We start from the raw sequence: 16,943 nt of genomic DNA, 5'->3' as shown, positions 1-16,943 counted from the left end.
ATAACGCTAGAGGCGCGTCGCGTCCGAGCCCGCCGGGCCTTGATCTGGGTCCGGCACAAAGGGCACCCCGGCATCGTGGAAGAGACGGTTCCAGTGCAACTCCACCCAGCCGTTCTGCACCCCTTTCACCAGGGCAAAGCCCATCCCGATCAGCAACAGCCAACGCAACATGGGTGATCCGCCAAGCGACAGCAACGCTAAGCGCCCTCGCCTGATCGTCTCGCTGGGCGATCCCGCGGGCATCGGTGGAGAGGTCGTGCTCAAGGCCCTGGCGCGTTGGAGCAGTGAAGCGGAGCCACCGCTGCTGGTCGGTTGCCGCCGCTGGCTCGAGGAGAACTACCAGCAGCTCAAACGCTGCAGCGACGCCCCCCTGGCCGACCCCGCCGGGCTCGAGCTGTTGGATTGCCCGCTCGAGCACCCCGTCCAAGCCGGGGCTCCAAATGCCCGGAGCGGTGATGCCAGCTTCCTTTGGCTCAGCGAAGCCGTCGCGCTCGTCAAGCGGAGCAAGGGCGCGGCCCTGGTGACCGCCCCGATCGCCAAGCAGTACTGGCACGCCGCTGGCCACCACTACCCCGGGCAAACGGAACGCTTGGCTGAACTGGCGGGTGTCCAGAACGCCTCCATGCTGTTCACCGCCCGCTCGCCCCAAAGCGGCTGGAGACTGAACACCCTGCTGGCGACCACCCACATTCCCCTCCAGCAGGTGCCCAAGGCCCTCAACCGGGAACGGGTGCAGGCCAAGCTCGATGTCCTGTTGGGCTTCTGCCGCCGATTCCGCCCGAATCCAACCCTGGCGGTGGCGGGGCTCAATCCCCATGCGGGGGAAGCCGGGCGCCTGGGCCATGAGGAGGCGAGCTGGCTTGAAGCGGCTCTCCAAGACTGGGCGGCGCGCAACCCGGATGTGCGACTCCTGGGGCCACTGCCCCCTGACACCTGCTGGCTCAGTGCGGGCCTGGCCTGGCGGCAGGGCGGGGACGCCCCCGACGGCTTCTTGGCGCTGTATCACGACCAAGGGCTCATCCCCGTGAAGCTCTTGGCCTTTGACCAGGCGGTGAACACCAGCCTGGGGCTGCCCTTCCTCAGGACCTCACCGGATCACGGAACCGGATTCGACATTGCCGGGAGAGGCCTGGCGCGCTCCGAAAGCATGATCGCGGCCCTCGAAGCAGCTCAGGAACTGGGCTAGGCGGGCTTCACCCGCATCAGCACTTGACCGAACTCAACGGGGGTGCCGTTCTCGACAAGGATCTCAACGACTTCGCCGCTCACCTCGGACTCGAGCTCATTCATGAGCTTCATCGCCTCGAGGATGCAGACGGTCTGGCCCACGTTGATCTTGGCGCCGAGCTCAACAAAGGCCGCCTCACCGGGGGCAGGGGAGCGATAGAAGGTGGCCACCATCGGAGCGGTGATCTCAATCAGATCGCTCCGCACTGCGGGGGCTGCCGGAGGAGCCGCGGAGGGAGCCGCTGCCGCAGGGGCGGGGGCTGCCGGGGCCGCCACGGGGGCGGCGGCTTGCATCACCACCTGGGGCTGGACGCCGGGCAGGTTGCGACGCAGCTCCAGGCGGAAGTCATCCCCTTCGAGCTTGAGCTCTTGGATATCGCTGTCACCAAGCAGGGCGATCAGCTCACGCAGCTGGTTGTGATCGAGTTGCATGGAATCAGTTCTCGCGGCCCAGGTAGCTGTCGGTGCGGGTGTCGATCTTGATCTTTTCGCCGATCGAGAGGAACAACGGAACCATCACCTGAGCGCCGGTCTCGACGATGGCGGGCTTGGTGCCGCCGGTCGCGGTATCACCCTTCACACCGGGATCAGTTTGGGTGATTTCCAGAACAACGGAGTTCGGGAGTTCCACTTCCAAAGGCTTCCCGTTCCAATAGACGACGTTCACCTCCATGCCTTCCTTGAGGTACTTGCGCTGGTCGCCGATCTGCTTGGCGGTCAGGCGCGTCTCCTCATAGGTGGACATGTCCATGAAGACGAAGTCGTCGGCCTCCATGTAGGTGTGCTGAAGCACCGCTTTCTCGAGAACCGCCTGGGGCACGGTCTCACCGGCCCGGAAGGTCTTCTCAACAACGTTGCCGGACTGGACGGCCTTGAGCTTGGTGCGCACGAAGGCAGAACCTTTGCCGGGCTTGACGTGCAGGAACTCGACGACGCGCCAGACCTGTCCGTCGATCTCGATCGTCGTGCCGGTACGAAAGTCGTTGCTCGAGATCATTCCGGCATCACGGTTCAGGCGGGATTGTACGGCTGTGGCAGAGTCCCGGCAGAGACAAGGCTGCAGCATGGATCTGAAGCGCTGGCTGGATCGCTGGGTGCCCGCCCTGCTGATCGCAATCGCTTTTGCCGCCTTCCCACTGGCGACACCGGTCCAAGCGGCCCTGCCGCCGGGGAATGCCGTGAAGGATCCCGCCGCAATCCTTCGCAACGCTCTGCCGATCGAACAGTCGGATCTGCAAACGCTGCAGCACAGGCTGGAGAGCACCAGCGACGACCTCAGGGCCAAGCGCTGGAGCGCTCTGGTGAATACGGTCAAACGCAGTCAGGCCCTACTCAGCACCCGGGCTGACGCCATCGTGGCGAGCCTGCCTGAGGCCAAACAATCTGAGGGTCAAAGCCTGATCACCACCCTGCAGGCCCAGATGGACACCCTGGTGGCCAGCAGCGAGAGTTCAGACCGTGATCGCTTCCTGGACGACCGCCGCGCTGCCCTAAGCACCGTCGGGGACCTGGAGGCCCTGCTGGTGGGTGATTTCCCGTTCGCCATCCCCAGCGACTTTGATGCGCTGCCCCGGCTGCTGGGGCGCGCAACCGTTGAAATCGAGACCACCAAAGGCTCCGTCACGGCTGTGGTGGACGGCTACAACGCACCCATCACCGCGGGTGCGTTCGTGGACCTGGTGAAACAGGGCTTCTACGACGGCCTCCCCTTCACCCGCGCCGAAGACTTCTACGTCCTTCAGACCGGCGACCCCAAAGGCCCTGAGACCGGCTACATCGACCCGAAAACGAAGGCTGAGCGCCAGGTTCCGCTGGAAATCATGGTTCCCGGGGAAGCCGAGCCCTTTTACAACGCCACCTTCGAAGACCTAGGCCGCTTTGAGGCCACTCCGGTGCTGCCGTTCGCGACCCTGGGCACCATGGGCTGGGCCCACTCCGACGAATCCCTCGCCGATGGCTCCTCCCAGTTCTTCTTCTTCCTCTACGAGGCCGAACTGACCCCAGCAGGCCTGAACCTCGTCGATGGTCGCTACAGCGCCTTCGGCTACGTGGTCGACGGCTTTGACGTGCTCGAAGAACTGGGGATCGACGACAGCATCGTCCGCGCTCGCCTGATTGACGGGGGCGAGAACCTCAAAGCCCACGCCTAAATGCGGCTTGATCAGCTCGGGGAATGGGAGCTGATTGAACGGCTCTCGGCCTATGCGCCCGAGGGCCAGCTGGCGGATGACGCCGCGATCCTGAGCCCGTCGCGGTCTGGAGCGGTGGTGGTCAACACCGATGTCCTCGTTGACACCGTGCATTTCAGCGACGCGACCATGTCCCCCCAGGACTTGGGCTGGCGCGCGGCGGCCGCCAACCTCTCCGACCTGGCGGCGATGGGGTGCAGCGACGTCCTTGGGCTCACCGTTGGCCTCGTCGCCCCAGGCGACACCGCCTGGGACTGGGTGGAGGGCGTCTACCAGGGCCTCTCTGAGGCCCTGCAGCGCTATGGCGGCAGGCTACTGGGCGGGGACTGCAGCAGCGGCCAACAACGCCTGCTGGCCATCACAGCCCTGGGGAGCCTTGGACCTGGCCCGATCCGCCGCGGGGATGGGCAACCGGGCGATTGGCTGGTGAGCACCGGCCCCCACGGCCTGAGCCGCCTCGGGCTGGCGCTACTGCAAAACCAACTGGAGGAGCCCGTTCCAGCGGACCTCAGGCAGCGCGCCATCCAGGCCCATCAACGGCCCAGGCCTCGGCTGGATGCCATCGGCGCCCTTGAAGCGAGCCAGCCCCAGGGCTCTCCATGGCGAGTGTGCGGCACGGACAGCAGTGACGGGCTGCAGCGCGCGGTCCTGAACCTGGCGCACGCCAGTGGCTGCGCGGCCCAGCTCCAGCGCACCGCCTTGCCCTGCGACCCAGCGATGGCCGCCCTGAGCTCAGGGGAGCGCTGGTGCCTCAACGGAGGGGAAGACTTTGAACTGGTGCTGGCGCTGGAGCCGGCCTGGGCCCAACGCCTCGGCGCCGCGCTGCCGGGATGCCAGGTGATCGGCGAGCTAGTCGCGGCCGCCTCTCCAGCGCTGAGCTGGAGCGAGAGTGGTCTGCCCCTAAGCGACAACGACCCGGGTTACCGGCACTTCAGCTAGATCCAGGCAAGCCGGATCAGGCACAAAAAAGCCGCCCCTCGGGGCGGCTGAAGGGAAAGGCTGAGCAGGACTCAGATCACTTCCAGTTCTTGGCGACGATCTCGGCCAGATCGACAACGCGCTGGCTGTAGCCCCACTCGTTGTCGTACCAGCAGATGACTTTGACCATGTTGCCGCCCATCACCAGGGTGAGGTCAGAGTCAACGATGGTGCTCTCGTCGGTACCGGCGTGGTCGCTGGAGACCAGGGGAAGATCGGTGTACTTGATGATGCCCTTCATGCCGTTCTCAGACGCGGCCTTGAGGACAGCGTTGACCTCTTCCTTGGTGGTCTCGCGGCTCATCTCCAGAACCATGTCCACCACCGAGACGTTGGGGGTGGGGACGCGCAGAGCGATGCCGCTCAGCTTGCCCTTCACTTCGGGGTAGACCAGGGCGACAGCCTTGGCAGCACCGGTGCTGGTGGGAACGATGTTCACCGCAGCGGCACGGGCACGGCGCAGGTCACGGTGGGAGGCATCGAGGATGCGCTGGTCACCGGTGTAGCTGTGGGTAGTGGTCATCGTGCCTTTGACGATGCCGAAGGCCTGATCCAGGACCTTGACCACAGGCGCCATGCAGTTGGTGGTGCAGCTGGCGTTGCTGAGGATGTCGTAGTCCTCGTGGCGGTACTGATCGGCGTTCACGCCCACCACGAAGGTGCCGACTTTGTCGCCCTTACCAGGGGCGGTCAGGATCACTTTTTTGGCGCCGGCCTCGAAGTGCTTGCTGGCACCGACGTCGTCGTTGAAGACACCGGTGGATTCGATGACCAGATCCACGCCCCACTCCTTCCAGGGGAGGTTGGCGGGGTTGCGGTCATAGAAGGTCTTGATCGTCTTGCCGTTGATGACGATCGTGTTCTCGGTGGTGGTCACCTCTGCATTACGCAGGGGGCCAAGCATCGAGTCGTACTTCAGCAGGTGGGCGTTGGTGTTGGTGTCACCGGAACCGTTGATGCCGACGATCTCGATGCCGGTATTGCTTCCGCGGCTCAGCCAGCAACGCATGAAGTTGCGACCGATGCGGCCGAATCCGTTGATCGCAACCTTCAGCGTCATGGCGTATCGCGGGCAGGCCCGCTACAAGGGGTATTTGGCCGCCGATCATACAGAAATTCCCTGCCCCTCCCCATCTGGGGACATCGTTGCCCCACCTGTCGAAAGCGCTCAAATGCGCCGCTAGGAGGGGACAAGCGACCCGTTCGGGCTTAGTTTCTGGCCAGGCTTGGGTACGCCATTGGTCCTGACGCTTGATCGCCACCAACCGCTCCATTTCATTGGAGTTGGCGGCATCGGCATGTCTGCCATCGCCGGGATCCTGGCGGACCGTGGCTACAGCATCAGCGGCTCCGATCCGCGGGACAACGCCGTGCTGCAGGACCTGCGCAGCCGCGGGGTCCGGGTCTTTCGCGAACAAAGCGCCGCCACCATCGACGCGATTCGTAGCGGAACCTCCTGCCCGCCTGCTGTCGTCGTCAGCTCTGCGGTCCCGGCCAGCAACCCGGAACTGGTGGAAGCCGAACGTGCCGGCCTTCAAACCTGGCACCGCTCGGATGTCCTCGCGGCCTTGATTGCCGCCCAACCCTCCATCTCCGTGGCCGGCAGCCACGGCAAAACCACAACCAGCACCCTGGTGGCCAGCCTGCTGCACGCCACCAATCACGACCCCACGGCCGTCATCGGTGGCGTCGTACCTGCCTTCGCAAGCAACGGCCGCAACGGGAAGGGTCCCCTGCTGGTGGCCGAGGCCGATGAATCCGATGGCTCCCTGGTGAAATTCCAGTCCTGGCTGGGGGTGATCACCAACCTGGAGCTGGATCACACCGACCACTACAGCGATCTCGCCTCGCTGATCACGACCCTGCAGCGCTTTGCCAAAGGCAGCGAGAACCTGCTGGCCAACCGGGACTGTCCCGTGCTGCACGAGCACTTTGACGCCAGCCATTGGTGGTCCATCAGCACCAGCGAAGGCGTGGATTACGCCGCCATCGCCGATGCGCTGCATGGGGACAGCACCGTCGCCACCTTCTATGAACACGGCGAGGCCCTGGGGCAATTCCGGCTTCCCCTGCCGGGGCTGCACAACCTGAGCAATGCCACAGCAGCGATGGCGGCCTGCCGCCTCCACGGCGTGTCCTTCGACGAACTGCAACGGGCCGTGGAGGGACTGCAAGCCCCTGGACGCCGCTTCGACTACCGCGGCACGTGGTTTGGCCGCCAAGTGGTGGACGACTACGCCCACCACCCCAGCGAAGTGAAGGCGACCCTGGCGATGGCGCGGCTGATGGTCAGCAGCGGCCGCAGCCCCTTGCCGGAGCCCCCCCAACGGTTGGTGGCTGTCTTTCAACCGCACCGCTACAGCCGAACCGCTGAATTCCTAGCGGACTTTGCCGAGGCCCTGAGCCAGGCCGACGCCGTACTGCTGGCCCCGCTCTATGCCGCCGGTGAAGCGCCGCTACCGGGGATCTCCAGTGCGGCCCTCGCTGCTGAAATCGAGCGACTGGCCCCCGATCTGCCCGTGTGCGCCTTTGACACGCTGGACGCCCTGGCCGATGCCATCGGCAACAGCAGCCACAGCGGCGACCTGGTCCTCGCCATGGGAGCTGGAGACGTGAACAGCCTTTGGAGCCGCCTGGAAGGGCGCAGTGCCCCCGCTGCCGACCTTCCCCTTGTGGCCTAGCGATGGCCCCATCTCTTCCCGACGGCCTACGCCGCTCGGTCACCCTCGCTGACTACACCACCTGGAAAGTGGGAGGGCCCGCGGCGTTCTTGGCGGAACCTGAATCCACCGAAGAGCTACTGGCCCTCTTGCGCTGGGCCCAGACCGAGGGCTGCGGGCAGCGGGTCATCGGAGCAGGCTCCAACCTGCTGATTAGCGATCAAGGCCTCGAGGGGCTCACCCTCTGCACCCGCCACATCCAAGGAGCTGAACTGGAGAGCGCAAGCGGCCTGATTGAGGCCAAAGCAGGCGAGCCCATCCCCACCTTGGCGAGGCGGGCGGCGCGTGCCGGCCTGGCGGGCCTGGAGTGGGCCGTCGGCATTCCAGGCACCGTCGGTGGAGCGGCCGTCATGAACGCTGGGGCCCAGGGGGGCTGCACGGCCGAGGTCCTCGAAAGCGTCACCGTGGTGGACCCCAACCAGCCCGGCCAAACCCACACCATTCCTGGCCGGGAGCTGGACTTTGCCTATCGCCACAGCCGCCTCCAAGACGAGGCCCTGGTGGTCCTCTCGGCGCGCTTTCGGCTCTCGCCGGGCCACGACCCGAAAACCGTGAGCCAACGCACCAGCGCCAATCTCCACAGCCGAACCAGCAGCCAGCCCTACCAGCAACCCAGCTGCGGCAGTGTCTTTCGCAACCCCGAACCACAGAAAGCAGGGCAACTCATCGAAGGACTCGGCCTCAAGGGCTTCGCTATTGGGGGCGCCCAGGTCTCCCCGATCCACGCCAACTTCATCGTCAACACCGGCGCCGCAAGCGCGGGGGAGATTGACCAGCTGATCGCCCTGGTCCAGGAACGCGTGATGCAGCGCCACGCCATCGCCCTGCGCACCGAGGTAAAACGGCTCGGTCCCTTCGAGGACATCGCCTTAGCGGCGTAGCCTGCCTCAACCTCAGCAGTTAAGGCATGGCCGGTTTCGGTCTCCCCAATTTCGGCCAGCTCACCGAGGCCTTCAAAAAGGCCCAACAAATCCAACAGGACGCCGCCAAGCTCCAGGAGGAGCTGGATGCGATGGAAATCGAAGGCCAAAGCAGCTGCGGCCGCGCCAGTGTTTGGCTCTCAGGCAACCAGCAGCCCCTAAAGGTGCGCCTGGACCCCGCCCTGCTCGCCGAGGGTGCCTCCAGCACCGAGAACGCAACCCTCGAGGCCCTGAAATCGGCCTACGACAACTCCACCGGGACGATGAAGGAGCGGATGGAAGACCTCACCGGCGGCCTGAACCTGAACCTGCCCGGCATGGGCTAGGCCTCCTCATCCGGCTCCACCTGCCGCAGCCTGCGCCTCGAGCTTTGGCGCAGGCGCTGATCAAGCAAGGGCTCCTCTTTGCCTCCCCGCTGCTTCAACCCGGCCGTGCGTAGCCGGGGTTGCCGCGCCACCTGCTGCTGGACCGACTCCAGGCATGTGAGATACAAGCCATGGCGATCCCAATCGCTGCCGACGGCGCAGCCGGGATCGCCCTGGTGCAGGCAATTCTTGAACTGACAAACCCCAGCCTCAAGCCGCTGCCGGATCTCGGGGAAGAGCATCCCAAGCTCCGCAGGATCCGCGGGCAAGGAGGGCCGATTAAAGCCGGGAGAATCCGCCAAGAGCGCCCCCGACGCCAGCGGGAAGAGCTCCACGTGGCGCGTGGTGTGGCGCCCCCGCTGTAGACGACCGGAAACCTCACTCACCCGCAAGCTCAGCTGCGGCAGCAGGGCATTAATCAGGCTGCTCTTACCCACCCCGGAAGGGCCGCAAAGCACCGAAATCCCTGGTGCCGCCAAGCGATCACCGAGGACGGCCAGGCCATCGCCGCACTTGGAGGAGACGAGGAGAGGGGAGTAACCCCAAGCTATGAGTCGCTCACGCCAGCGCTGCTGCTCGGCCTCGCTCAGCAGATCGGCCTTGGTGAGGACCAGCTCCACGGCGACCCCCGTGCGCTCAGCGGTCAGCAAAAAACGGGTGAGTTGCAGCGGGTCCAATTCCGGCTGATCCAGGGCCGCCACCACCACGACGCGGCTGCAGTTGGCAACCGCGGGACGCTCCAGCAGGCTGCTGCGGGGTGCCACAGCCGCGATCGCGGCGCGGGCTTCGGGCCAGTCGATGCCCTCCACCTCAACGCGATCACCCACACAAATCTGTTGGCCGGTCTTGCCCAGCCGCGTCCGGCGCACGCAGAGAAGCTCTTGCACCCCTCCAGGGCCCGGCCGATCCAGTTGCACCCGGCAAAAGTTGGCCTCGAGGGCCATCACCAGGGCGTCAGCCACAGCGACAGATCAACAGGCGCACCGCCCCAGCCTCCAAGGACTCCAGCTCAACGCGATGTCCAGCCTCCCGCAAGCCGCTGGCGACCATCTCCTCGGGCTCGCCCGCATCGAGATCCACCTGCAGCCACTCGCCGGCGGAGAGCTTCTCCAGGGCGAGCATGGTGCGGATGAAATTGAGCGGGCAGGGGGTCCCGCGGAGATCGAGCTGGGTCATCACTGACCTAGCCAAACAAACCGCCGAAGAGACCGCTCTTGTGGGGATGCTTCTGTCCCTTGGCCGTGTGGTGACCCGCGAGTTGCTCGAGCAGCTCGCGCTCCTCACGGTTGACCTTCGTCGGAAGCTGCACCTTGATCTGGATCAGGTGGTTGCCCCGCGCCACGGGATTGCCCAATTTCGGCACGCCCTTACCGGTCAGGGTCAGGAGCGCTCCGGGCTGGGTGCCGGCGGGAATCTCCAGTTGTTCCGGTCCATCCACGGTCTCCACCTCAATCATGTCGCCGAGAATCGCCTGGAGGTAATTGACCGTCACCTCCGAGTGGATGTTGATCCCATCGCGGCGCAGGTTCGGATGGGACTGAACCGTCAGGAAGACGTAGAGGTCGCCGGCGGGACCACCCCGTTGTCCAGCGTTGCCCTCATCCGCGACCCGCAGCCGCGTGCCGGTGTCGACACCCGCGGGGATGTTGATGCGCAGCTTCTTGCGCACCTGCTGCAGGCCCTGGCCACCGCAGGAGCAGCAGGGATCGGCAATGACCTGACCGGTGCCTTCGCAGGTGGGACAAGCCGCCACCTGGGTGAAGCTGCCAAAGGGGGTGCGGGTGGCACGGCGGACCTGACCAGCACCGCCGCAGGTGCCGCAGCTGGTGGGGCCACTGCCGCTCTTGGCGCCTGAGCCGCTGCAGCTATTGCAGGTCTCCAGGTGCCGAATCTGGATCTCCTTCTCTTGACCAAAGACCGCTTCGCTGAAGCTGATGGTCAGGTCAAAGCGCAGGTCATCGCCCTGGCGGGGACCGCGCCGGCGTGCGCCCCCTGCGGAGGGGCCACCCATGCCGCCACCGAATCCGCTGAAGAAGGTCTCAAACAGGTCAGCGAAGCCGCCCATGTCGCCCATGTCGGGCATCCCGGCGGCTCCGCCCAGGCCGGCTTCACCGAACTGGTCGTAGCGCGCCCGGGTCTGGGGATCGCTCAGCACCTCATAGGCACGGCCGATCTCCTTGAACTTGTCTTCGGCCCCGGGGTCCTTGTTGATATCCGGGTGGTACTGACGCGCCAGACGGCGATAGGAGCGCTTCAGCGTGTCCGCGTCAGCATCACGGCTCACCCCTAGGAGGTCGTAGAAGTCGGCCATGCTCAGGCCTCTTCAGCGGGTGCAGCGTCGTCGCTAGAGCTGGCCGGTGCAGCACCGCCGCTGGGACCAGGACCCATCGAAACCTTCACCAGGGCGTGACGCAGAACGCGATCGTTGAGGTGATAACCCCGCTGCAATTCAGCGATCACGAGGTCTTCCGCGTGCTCGTCGCTGGGCTCCCGCAGCACCGCCTCATGGAGGGTGGGATCAAAGGGCTCGCCCTCGACCCGCATCGGTGAAACGCCGAGCTGCTTGAACACGTCCACCAGCTGCTTGTAGAGCCCCTGGTAGCTGCGGTGGATGGCCTGGGCTTCTTCAGCCTGAGGATCCAGCTGCTGACGGGCCCGCTCGAAGTTGTCCACCACGGGCAGGATTTCGCTCAGGGTGGAGCATGCGATCTGGGTGCGCTGATCCTCCTGATCCCGGCTCTGGCGCTTGCGGAAGTTGTCGAAATCCGCCGCAATCCGCATGTACTGACTGCGGACGCTCTCGTGCTCAGCCTTGAGGGCCGTCAGTTCGGCCTCGAGCTCCCGGACGCGCTGCTCGGGGTCTGCACTGGCTTCAGCGGCCACCTCAGCCGGCGCCGAATCCACCGCCGCACTGGCTTCTGGGGCTGCCGCGGCCTCAGCTGGGGCCGGGGCGGAGTCCTGGGGAAACGGAGTCGCGTCGCCGCTCATGCTGACCGAACCGAAGATCTGATCTAGACATGTTGATGTGAAGGGGCGCCACCCCACAAGCGGCGGAAGCCCGCACCTCCTCGGCGGAGCGGCTCATGACAGCAAGCGCCAGCACCATCCCCAAGCGACCGGTGGCGGAGGCCCAAACCCCTGAGCAGCAGCGGCTCGAGGTCGAATTACTACTCAAGGAAGCCGTCCTCAGCAGCGCGGATTTGCGAGCCGCAGGAGGGGAACGTTGGAGCTGGCATCCCCAACTCAGCCAAGCCAACTGCCAAACCCTGGGCTGTCTTCCCGTCCAGCTGAACCCCAACCACCTCGTGGTAGCCGTCCCCACCCACTGGAGCGCCGAACAACGCGAGAACCTCTGTAACGCCGCTGCTGAAGGACCGCCCCTGGAACTTCGGCTAGCCCTCCAGGGAGACCTGCAAGCGGTGCTAGAGCAAAGCCCGAGTGCGGATCCGGCCCCAACACCAGCCAGTAAGCCCAAGCCAACTCAACCAAGCCCGCCGGTGAGTCGGGTGTCCTTGGTCGATGAGCTGAACCTTGAGGGGAGGCTCGAGGAGGCCGCTGACGACAACCTGATTGAACTGGATGTCGAGGCCAGCCTGGAGGCCTCCAACGCCTCACCGGTGGTGAGCCTGGTGGATCGCATCCTGGTGCAAGCGCTGGAGCGCAGTGCCAGCGACATCCACCTCGAACCCCAGGAGGATGGCCTGCTGATTCGCCTGCGCCAGGACGGGGTTCTCGAGCAGCTGGACAAGCTGCCGAAAACGCTCACCCCCGCGGTGACTTCCCGCCTGAAAATCATGGCGGACTTGGACATCGCCGAGCGCCGGCTCCCCCAGGACGGCCGGATCAGACGGCGCTATCAGGGGCGCCTCTTTGACCTGCGGGTCAGCACCCTGCCCACCCGCTACGGCGAGAAGGTCTGCATGCGCCTGCTGGACAGCGGCGCCACCCACCTGGGGCTCGATCGGCTGATCAGCGAACCCACGGCCCTCGCCAGCGTCCGGGAAATGGGCAGCAAACCCTTTGGAATGCTGCTGGTCACGGGACCCACGGGCTCAGGCAAGAGCACCACGCTCTATTCCCTCCTGGCGGAACGCAACGACCCGGGGGTCAACATCTCCACGGTTGAGGACCCGATCTAATACACCCTCAAGGGCATTTCCCAGACCCAGGTCAACCGGGAGAAGGGCTACGACTTCGCCATGGCCCTGCGGGCCTTCATGCGGCAAGACCCCGATGTCCTGCTGGTGGGTGAGACCCGGGACCGGGAGACGGCCAAAACCGCCATCGAAGCGGCCCTGACCGGGCACCTAGTGTTGACCACGCTCCATTGCAACGACGCCCCCAGCGCCATCGCCCGCCTCTCGGAAATGGGGGTGGAACCCTTCATGGTGAGCGCCTCCCTGATTGGAATCGTCTCTCAGCGGTTGGTGCGTCGGGTCTGTCCGGACTGCCGCCAGCCGTACCACCCCAGCGAACAGGACCTGGGCCGCTTTGGCCTATTTGCCAGCAACGAGCAAGCGATCACCTTTTTCAAGGCCAAGCGCCTGCAGGCGGGCGACAGCGACCCCTGTCCCAGCTGCCAAGGCCTCGGCGACAAGGGCCGGGTCGGCGTCTACGAGGTGCTTCGGGTCAACGACACCCTCGCCAGTGCCATTGCCCAGGAGGCCAGCACCGATCGGCTGCGCAAGCTGGCCATCGAGAGCGGCATGAAAACCCTGCCGGGCTACGGCCTCGACCTGGTGCGGCAGGGGGAGACGACCCTTGAGGAAATCGAGCGGATGATCCTGACCGACTCGAGCCTGGAAACCGAGCGCCGGGCCAAGGCTCTCCACACCATCACCTGCCGCAGCTGCGGAGGAGGAATGCGGGATGAATGGCTGGAGTGCCCCTACTGCCTGACCCCCCGGCAACTGCATTAACCAGCGGCATTGCCAGGCCCTGGCGGGCTTCCCACACTGAGGACAGCCACCGGCGCCGACAGCGGCATGGAGCTCCAGATCGAACAGTTGATGGAGGAACTGGTCGAGGCCGGTGGCAGTGATCTGCACCTGGCCGCGGGCCAGCCGCCCTACGGGCGCTTCAGCGGCGCGCTCAAACCGATGCGCGAGGAGCGCCTCAGCGAGGACCTCTGCAACCGCTTGATCTTCTCGATGATCAACAACGCCCAGCGCAAGCAGCTGGAGCAAAGCTGGGAGCTGGACTGCGCCTATGGCCTCAAAGGCGTCTCGCGCTTCCGGGTGAATGTCTACCGCCAACGGGGCAGCTACGCCGCCTGCCTGCGGGCCCTGGGCAGCACGATTCCGAGCCTGGAGAGCCTGGGGCTACCCCCGATCGTCGAGGAAACCAGCCGACGGCCCAGGGGGCTGGTGCTGGTGACCGGACCGACGGGTTCCGGCAAAACCACCACCCTGGCGGCCCTGCTGGATCACATCAACCGCAGCCGCGCCGAGCACATCCTCACGATCGAAGACCCGATCGAATTCACCTACCGCAACGAAAAAAGCGTCATCCACCAGCGCCAGCTCGGGGATGACACCCGCAGCTTTGCCGCGGCCCTCCGGGAGGACCCGGACGTGATCCTCGTCGGCGAAATGCGGGATCTGGAGACGATTCAGCTGGCGATCACCGCCTCAGAGACCGGGCATCTGGTCTTCGGCACCCTCCACACCAGCTCAGCCGCGCAAACCGTGGATCGCATGGTCGACGTCTTCCCACCCGAGCAGCAAACCCAAATCCGCGTGCAGCTGAGTGGCTCCCTGGTGGGGGTGTTTTCCCAGACCCTCTGCAAACGCCAGAACCCCAAACCCGGGCAATTCGGGCGGGTGATGGCCCAGGAAATCTTGATCAACACCCCGGCCATCGCCAACTTGATCCGGGAGGGCAAAACCGCGCAGCTCTATTCCCAGATCCAAACCGGCGGCCAGCAGGGCATGCAAACCCTGGAGCGCGCCCTCGCCAACCTGGTGCAGGCCGGCGCCGTGGACCGCAGTGAAGCCCTCGCCAAGGCGAGCAAGCCCGACGAGCTGATGCGGCTCCTGGAGGGCTAGTGCCCAACTTCAGCGCCACTTACACCAACCGCTCCGGTCAAACCCGGACGCTGCAGCTGCAGGCCAGCGATCCAACCCGTGCCCGGCGGGAGCTGCGGCGCCGGGGCATCCTGCCCAGCAGCCTGGAGCCGGTGACGGGCAAACCAGCCGCCGCCAGCACGGTCTTTGGGATGGATCTCTCGAGCCTGCTCGAGGCCAAGCCCGGCATCCGCGAGAAAGCCCTCTTTGCCAACAAGCTGGCGGCCCTCGTGGATGCGGGGGTCCCAATCGTGCGCAGCCTCGATCTGATGGCCCGCCAGCAGCGCATGCCGCTGTTCAAACGGGCCCTGACCGCCGTCAGCACGGACGTGAACCAGGGGGGAAGCCTGGGGGCGGCACTGCGCTCCTGGCCGCGGGTCTTCGACAAGCTCACCATCGCCATGGTGGAGGCCGGCGAAGCGGGGGGCGTCCTGGACGAGAGCCTGCGCCGGCTCGCCAAATTGCTCGAGGGCAATGCCCGGCTGCAGAACCAGATCAAAAGCGCCATGGGCTACCCCGTGGCCGTGCTGGCCATCGCGATCCTGGTCTTCCTGGGGATGACAATCTTCCTGATCCCCACCTTCGCCGGAATCTTCGAAGACCTCGGGGCTGAGCTCCCCCTGTTCACCCAAATGATGGTCGACCTCAGCCAGTTGCTGCGGTCCTCGTTTTCCCTGTTTCTGGCCCTGGCCATCGCCGTGGGGGTCTGGATGTTTGGCCGCTACTACGCAACGGCCAGCGGCCGCAGGCGGGTGGATGGGCTCCTGCTGAAACTGCCGCTCTTTGGCGATCTGATTCAGAAAACCGCCACGGCCAAGTTCTGCCGCACCTTCAGCTCCCTGACCCGAGCGGGGGTGCCGATCCTGCTGTCGCTGGAGATCGTGCAGGAAACAGCCGGCAACGCCGTCATTGCCGATGCGATCGTCGTCTCCCGTCAGGACGTGCAGGAGGGCATCCCCTTGAGCGTCGCCCTGGACCGCAAACGGGTCTTTCCGGAACTGGCCTTGAGCATGCTCGCCATCGGCGAAGAAACCGGCCAGATGGACGCGATGCTCTCGAAGGTGGCCGACTTCTACGAAGACGAGGTGGAGGCTGCCGTCAAGGCCCTGACCTCCATGCTGGAGCCAGCGATGATCGTGGTTGTGGGCGGCATCGTCGGCTCAATCCTGCTGGCGATGTACCTGCAAATGTTCTCGATCTTCGATCAGATCAACTAGCGCCGGCCGCAATCGCCTGACCCGCCAGCCAACCGGAACTCCAGCAGTGCTGGAAGTTGAAACCGCCGGTGACGCCGTCCACATCCAGGAGCTCACCCACCAGATAAAGCCCCACCACCTTGCGGCTCTCCATGGTGGCCAGGTTGACCTCCCCAAGCGGCACGCCACCGGCAGTCACAAACTCTTCGCCGAAGGGACCGCGGCCCGCCACCGGGAAATGACTGCGGCGCAGGGACTCCAGCAAACCAAGCTGCTGACGCTTTGCCAAATCCGCCCAACGGCGATCAGGCTCGACCCCCTGCTGGCTCAAGAGGTGCTGCCAGAGGCGGCGACTGAGCCCCGGCCAGGGGCGGGCGTTGCTGAGTTGGCGCTTGGCCTGATCTCTGCGGCAGTCCGCAAAGAGCTCTTCCAGCTGCTGCAGGGAGCGGCCGCCGCTCCAATCCACCTGAAGGTTGGCCCGGTAACCCGCGCCATGGAGGGCCCGGGCGGCAAAGGCGGTCAGCCGCAGGGTCGCCGGACCGCTCAGGCCCCAATGGGTGATCAGCACCGGGCCGCTCTGGCGGAAGCGCTGCCCCCCCGCCTCCAGCTCCAGGTCCACCGGATCCATCACCACACCCGCTAGGCCCACCAGGGGATTGGGCTTCAAAGCGAGGGTGAACAGCGAGGGCACCGGCGCCACCAAGTCATGGCCCAACCCTGAGACCAAACGCCGGCCGCTGGGATGGCTACCGGTGGCCAGCACCAGGCGATCAGCGCTGAGCTGGGTGCCACTGCGGAGCGTGAGCTCAAACCCGCCCGTAGGTCCCTGGCCTGCCTGCTGCAGCGCCTCACTGCTGCGCAGGGTCACCCCCGCCCGTTCCGCGGCCTGCCGCAGGCACTGGATGACGGCGGTGGAGCGGTTGGCCTGGGGAAACATGCGGCCATCGGCCTCCTCCACCAGGGTCAGGCCGTGGTCGTCAAACCAGGAGACGGCATCGCCGGCGGCAAAGCGGCTGAAGGGTCCCCGTAGGGCCTTGCCCCCACGGGGATAGAAGCCCACCAATTCACGCGGATCCCAGCAGGCGTGGGTGACATTGCAGCGGCCACCGCCGCTAATCAAGACCTTGCCCAGGGGCTCCGGGGTGCTCTCCAACACGAGAACGCGGCGCTGACCCGCCTCGGCGGCGGCGATGGCCGCCATAAAGCCGGCGGGGCCGCCGCCCGCCACCACCAGGGACCAGTGCTCAGAACGGGGGGGCATCAGCGTGAAAGGCGAGCATGGG

17 protein-coding genes and 1 pseudogene are annotated in these 16,943 nt (G+C 65.7%); 9 read left to right on the top strand and 9 right to left on the bottom strand.

Annotated features, from left to right (window positions below; genetic code table 11):
- Positions 1-6: 6 nt before the first annotated feature.
- Positions 7-171: a hypothetical protein gene (locus H0O22_RS10435; RefSeq protein ID WP_185186590.1), complete on the bottom strand. Its 165-nt coding sequence runs from the start codon at positions 169-171 to the stop codon at positions 7-9.
- On the opposite strand from H0O22_RS10435, the gene pdxA reads away from it, so the two are divergent.
- The gene (pdxA, locus tag H0O22_RS10430; RefSeq protein ID WP_185186589.1) at positions 170-1,186 is read left to right on the top strand and encodes a 4-hydroxythreonine-4-phosphate dehydrogenase PdxA; all 1,017 of its coding nucleotides are present in this window, start codon (positions 170-172) and stop codon (positions 1,184-1,186) included. The two genes, H0O22_RS10435 and pdxA, sit on opposite strands and share 2 nt — an antisense overlap.
- Here pdxA and accB read toward each other — a convergent pair.
- Positions 1,183-1,659 (bottom strand): acetyl-CoA carboxylase biotin carboxyl carrier protein, encoded by a 477-nt coding sequence (gene accB / locus H0O22_RS10425; protein WP_185186588.1) that lies wholly within the window; start codon positions 1,657-1,659, stop codon positions 1,183-1,185. The genes pdxA and accB overlap by 4 nt on opposite strands.
- 4 nt (positions 1,660-1,663) lie before the next feature.
- On the bottom strand, positions 1,664-2,224 hold the full coding sequence (gene efp / locus H0O22_RS10420) for an elongation factor P (protein WP_010313969.1): 561 nt from the start codon (positions 2,222-2,224) through the stop codon (positions 1,664-1,666).
- A gap of 67 nt (positions 2,225-2,291) precedes the next feature.
- Here efp and H0O22_RS10415 point away from each other — a divergent pair, with 67 nt between their 5' ends.
- Both H0O22_RS10415 and thiL read left to right on the top strand, forming a co-directional pair.
- Positions 2,292-3,377 carry a peptidylprolyl isomerase gene (locus H0O22_RS10415; RefSeq protein ID WP_185186587.1) on the top strand — a complete coding sequence of 362 codons (1,086 nt, stop codon included), beginning with the start codon at positions 2,292-2,294 and terminating at the stop codon, positions 3,375-3,377.
- Positions 3,378-4,355 (top strand): thiamine-phosphate kinase, encoded by a 978-nt coding sequence (gene thiL / locus H0O22_RS10410; RefSeq protein ID WP_185186586.1) that lies wholly within the window; start codon positions 3,378-3,380, stop codon positions 4,353-4,355.
- Positions 4,356-4,431: 76 nt separating this feature from the next.
- On the opposite strand, the gene gap is transcribed toward thiL, so the two are convergent.
- A complete protein-coding gene (gene gap, locus H0O22_RS10405) occupies positions 4,432-5,454 on the bottom strand; it encodes a type I glyceraldehyde-3-phosphate dehydrogenase (RefSeq protein WP_010313976.1) in 1,023 nt (340 codons plus the stop codon).
- A gap of 238 nt (positions 5,455-5,692) precedes the next feature.
- Here gap and murC point away from each other — a divergent pair, with 238 nt between their 5' ends.
- Genes murC through H0O22_RS10390 form a run of 3 tightly spaced genes read left to right on the top strand, consistent with a single transcriptional unit; the run spans position 5,693 to position 8,360 of the window.
- Positions 5,693-7,075, top strand: a complete 1,383-nt coding sequence (gene murC, locus H0O22_RS10400; protein WP_370521444.1) for a UDP-N-acetylmuramate--L-alanine ligase — start codon at positions 5,693-5,695, stop codon at positions 7,073-7,075.
- A gap of 2 nt (positions 7,076-7,077) precedes the next feature.
- Positions 7,078-7,995, top strand: a complete 918-nt coding sequence (murB, locus tag H0O22_RS10395) for a UDP-N-acetylmuramate dehydrogenase (protein ID WP_185186584.1) — start codon at positions 7,078-7,080, stop codon at positions 7,993-7,995.
- Between the two features lie 26 nt (positions 7,996-8,021).
- Positions 8,022-8,360 (top strand): YbaB/EbfC family nucleoid-associated protein, encoded by a 339-nt coding sequence (locus tag H0O22_RS10390; protein WP_185186583.1) that lies wholly within the window; start codon positions 8,022-8,024, stop codon positions 8,358-8,360.
- Here H0O22_RS10390 and rsgA read toward each other — a convergent pair.
- From rsgA to grpE, 4 genes are read right to left on the bottom strand one after another with little or no spacing between them, the layout of a single operon-like run.
- Positions 8,357-9,361, bottom strand: coding sequence for a ribosome small subunit-dependent GTPase A (rsgA, locus tag H0O22_RS10385; protein WP_255439286.1), 1,005 nt, complete (start codon positions 9,359-9,361; stop codon positions 8,357-8,359). The two genes, H0O22_RS10390 and rsgA, sit on opposite strands and share 4 nt — an antisense overlap.
- Positions 9,354-9,575, bottom strand: coding sequence for a sulfurtransferase TusA family protein (locus tag H0O22_RS10380; RefSeq protein WP_185186582.1), 222 nt, complete (start codon positions 9,573-9,575; stop codon positions 9,354-9,356). Before H0O22_RS10380 ends, rsgA begins: the two co-directional genes overlap by 8 nt.
- Before the next feature lie 7 nt (positions 9,576-9,582).
- Positions 9,583-10,710, bottom strand: coding sequence for a molecular chaperone DnaJ (gene dnaJ / locus H0O22_RS10375; RefSeq protein WP_185186581.1), 1,128 nt, complete (start codon positions 10,708-10,710; stop codon positions 9,583-9,585).
- A gap of 2 nt (positions 10,711-10,712) precedes the next feature.
- Positions 10,713-11,387 carry a nucleotide exchange factor GrpE gene (gene grpE, locus H0O22_RS10370; RefSeq protein ID WP_185186580.1) on the bottom strand — a complete coding sequence of 225 codons (675 nt, stop codon included), beginning with the start codon at positions 11,385-11,387 and terminating at the stop codon, positions 10,713-10,715.
- 95 nt (positions 11,388-11,482) lie between these two features.
- Here grpE and H0O22_RS10365 point away from each other — a divergent pair.
- From H0O22_RS10365 to H0O22_RS10355, 3 genes and pseudogenes are all read left to right on the top strand, one after another.
- Positions 11,483-13,318, top strand: a pseudogene (locus tag H0O22_RS10365) (GspE/PulE family protein).
- A 66-nt stretch (positions 13,319-13,384) separates the two neighbouring features.
- Positions 13,385-14,446 (top strand): type IV pilus twitching motility protein PilT, encoded by a 1,062-nt coding sequence (locus H0O22_RS10360; RefSeq protein WP_185186579.1) that lies wholly within the window; start codon positions 13,385-13,387, stop codon positions 14,444-14,446.
- Entirely contained in the window at positions 14,446-15,681 is a 1,236-nt protein-coding gene (locus H0O22_RS10355) for a type II secretion system F family protein (protein WP_185186578.1), read from the top strand. Before H0O22_RS10360 ends, H0O22_RS10355 begins: the two co-directional genes overlap by 1 nt.
- On the opposite strand, the gene H0O22_RS10350 is transcribed toward H0O22_RS10355, so the two are convergent.
- Complete coding sequence (locus H0O22_RS10350; protein ID WP_185186577.1) at positions 15,674-16,921, bottom strand: NAD(P)/FAD-dependent oxidoreductase; 1,248 nt, start codon at positions 16,919-16,921, stop codon at positions 15,674-15,676. The two genes, H0O22_RS10355 and H0O22_RS10350, sit on opposite strands and share 8 nt — an antisense overlap.
- Positions 16,922-16,943 lie beyond the last annotated feature (22 nt).

It is taken from the genome of Synechococcus sp. LTW-R, assembly GCF_014217875.1.
Taxonomy (GTDB): domain Bacteria; phylum Cyanobacteriota; class Cyanobacteriia; order PCC-6307; family Cyanobiaceae; genus Vulcanococcus.
Note: the sequence above shows the minus strand (reverse complement) of the source record. Positions and strands in the feature narration are given on the sequence as shown.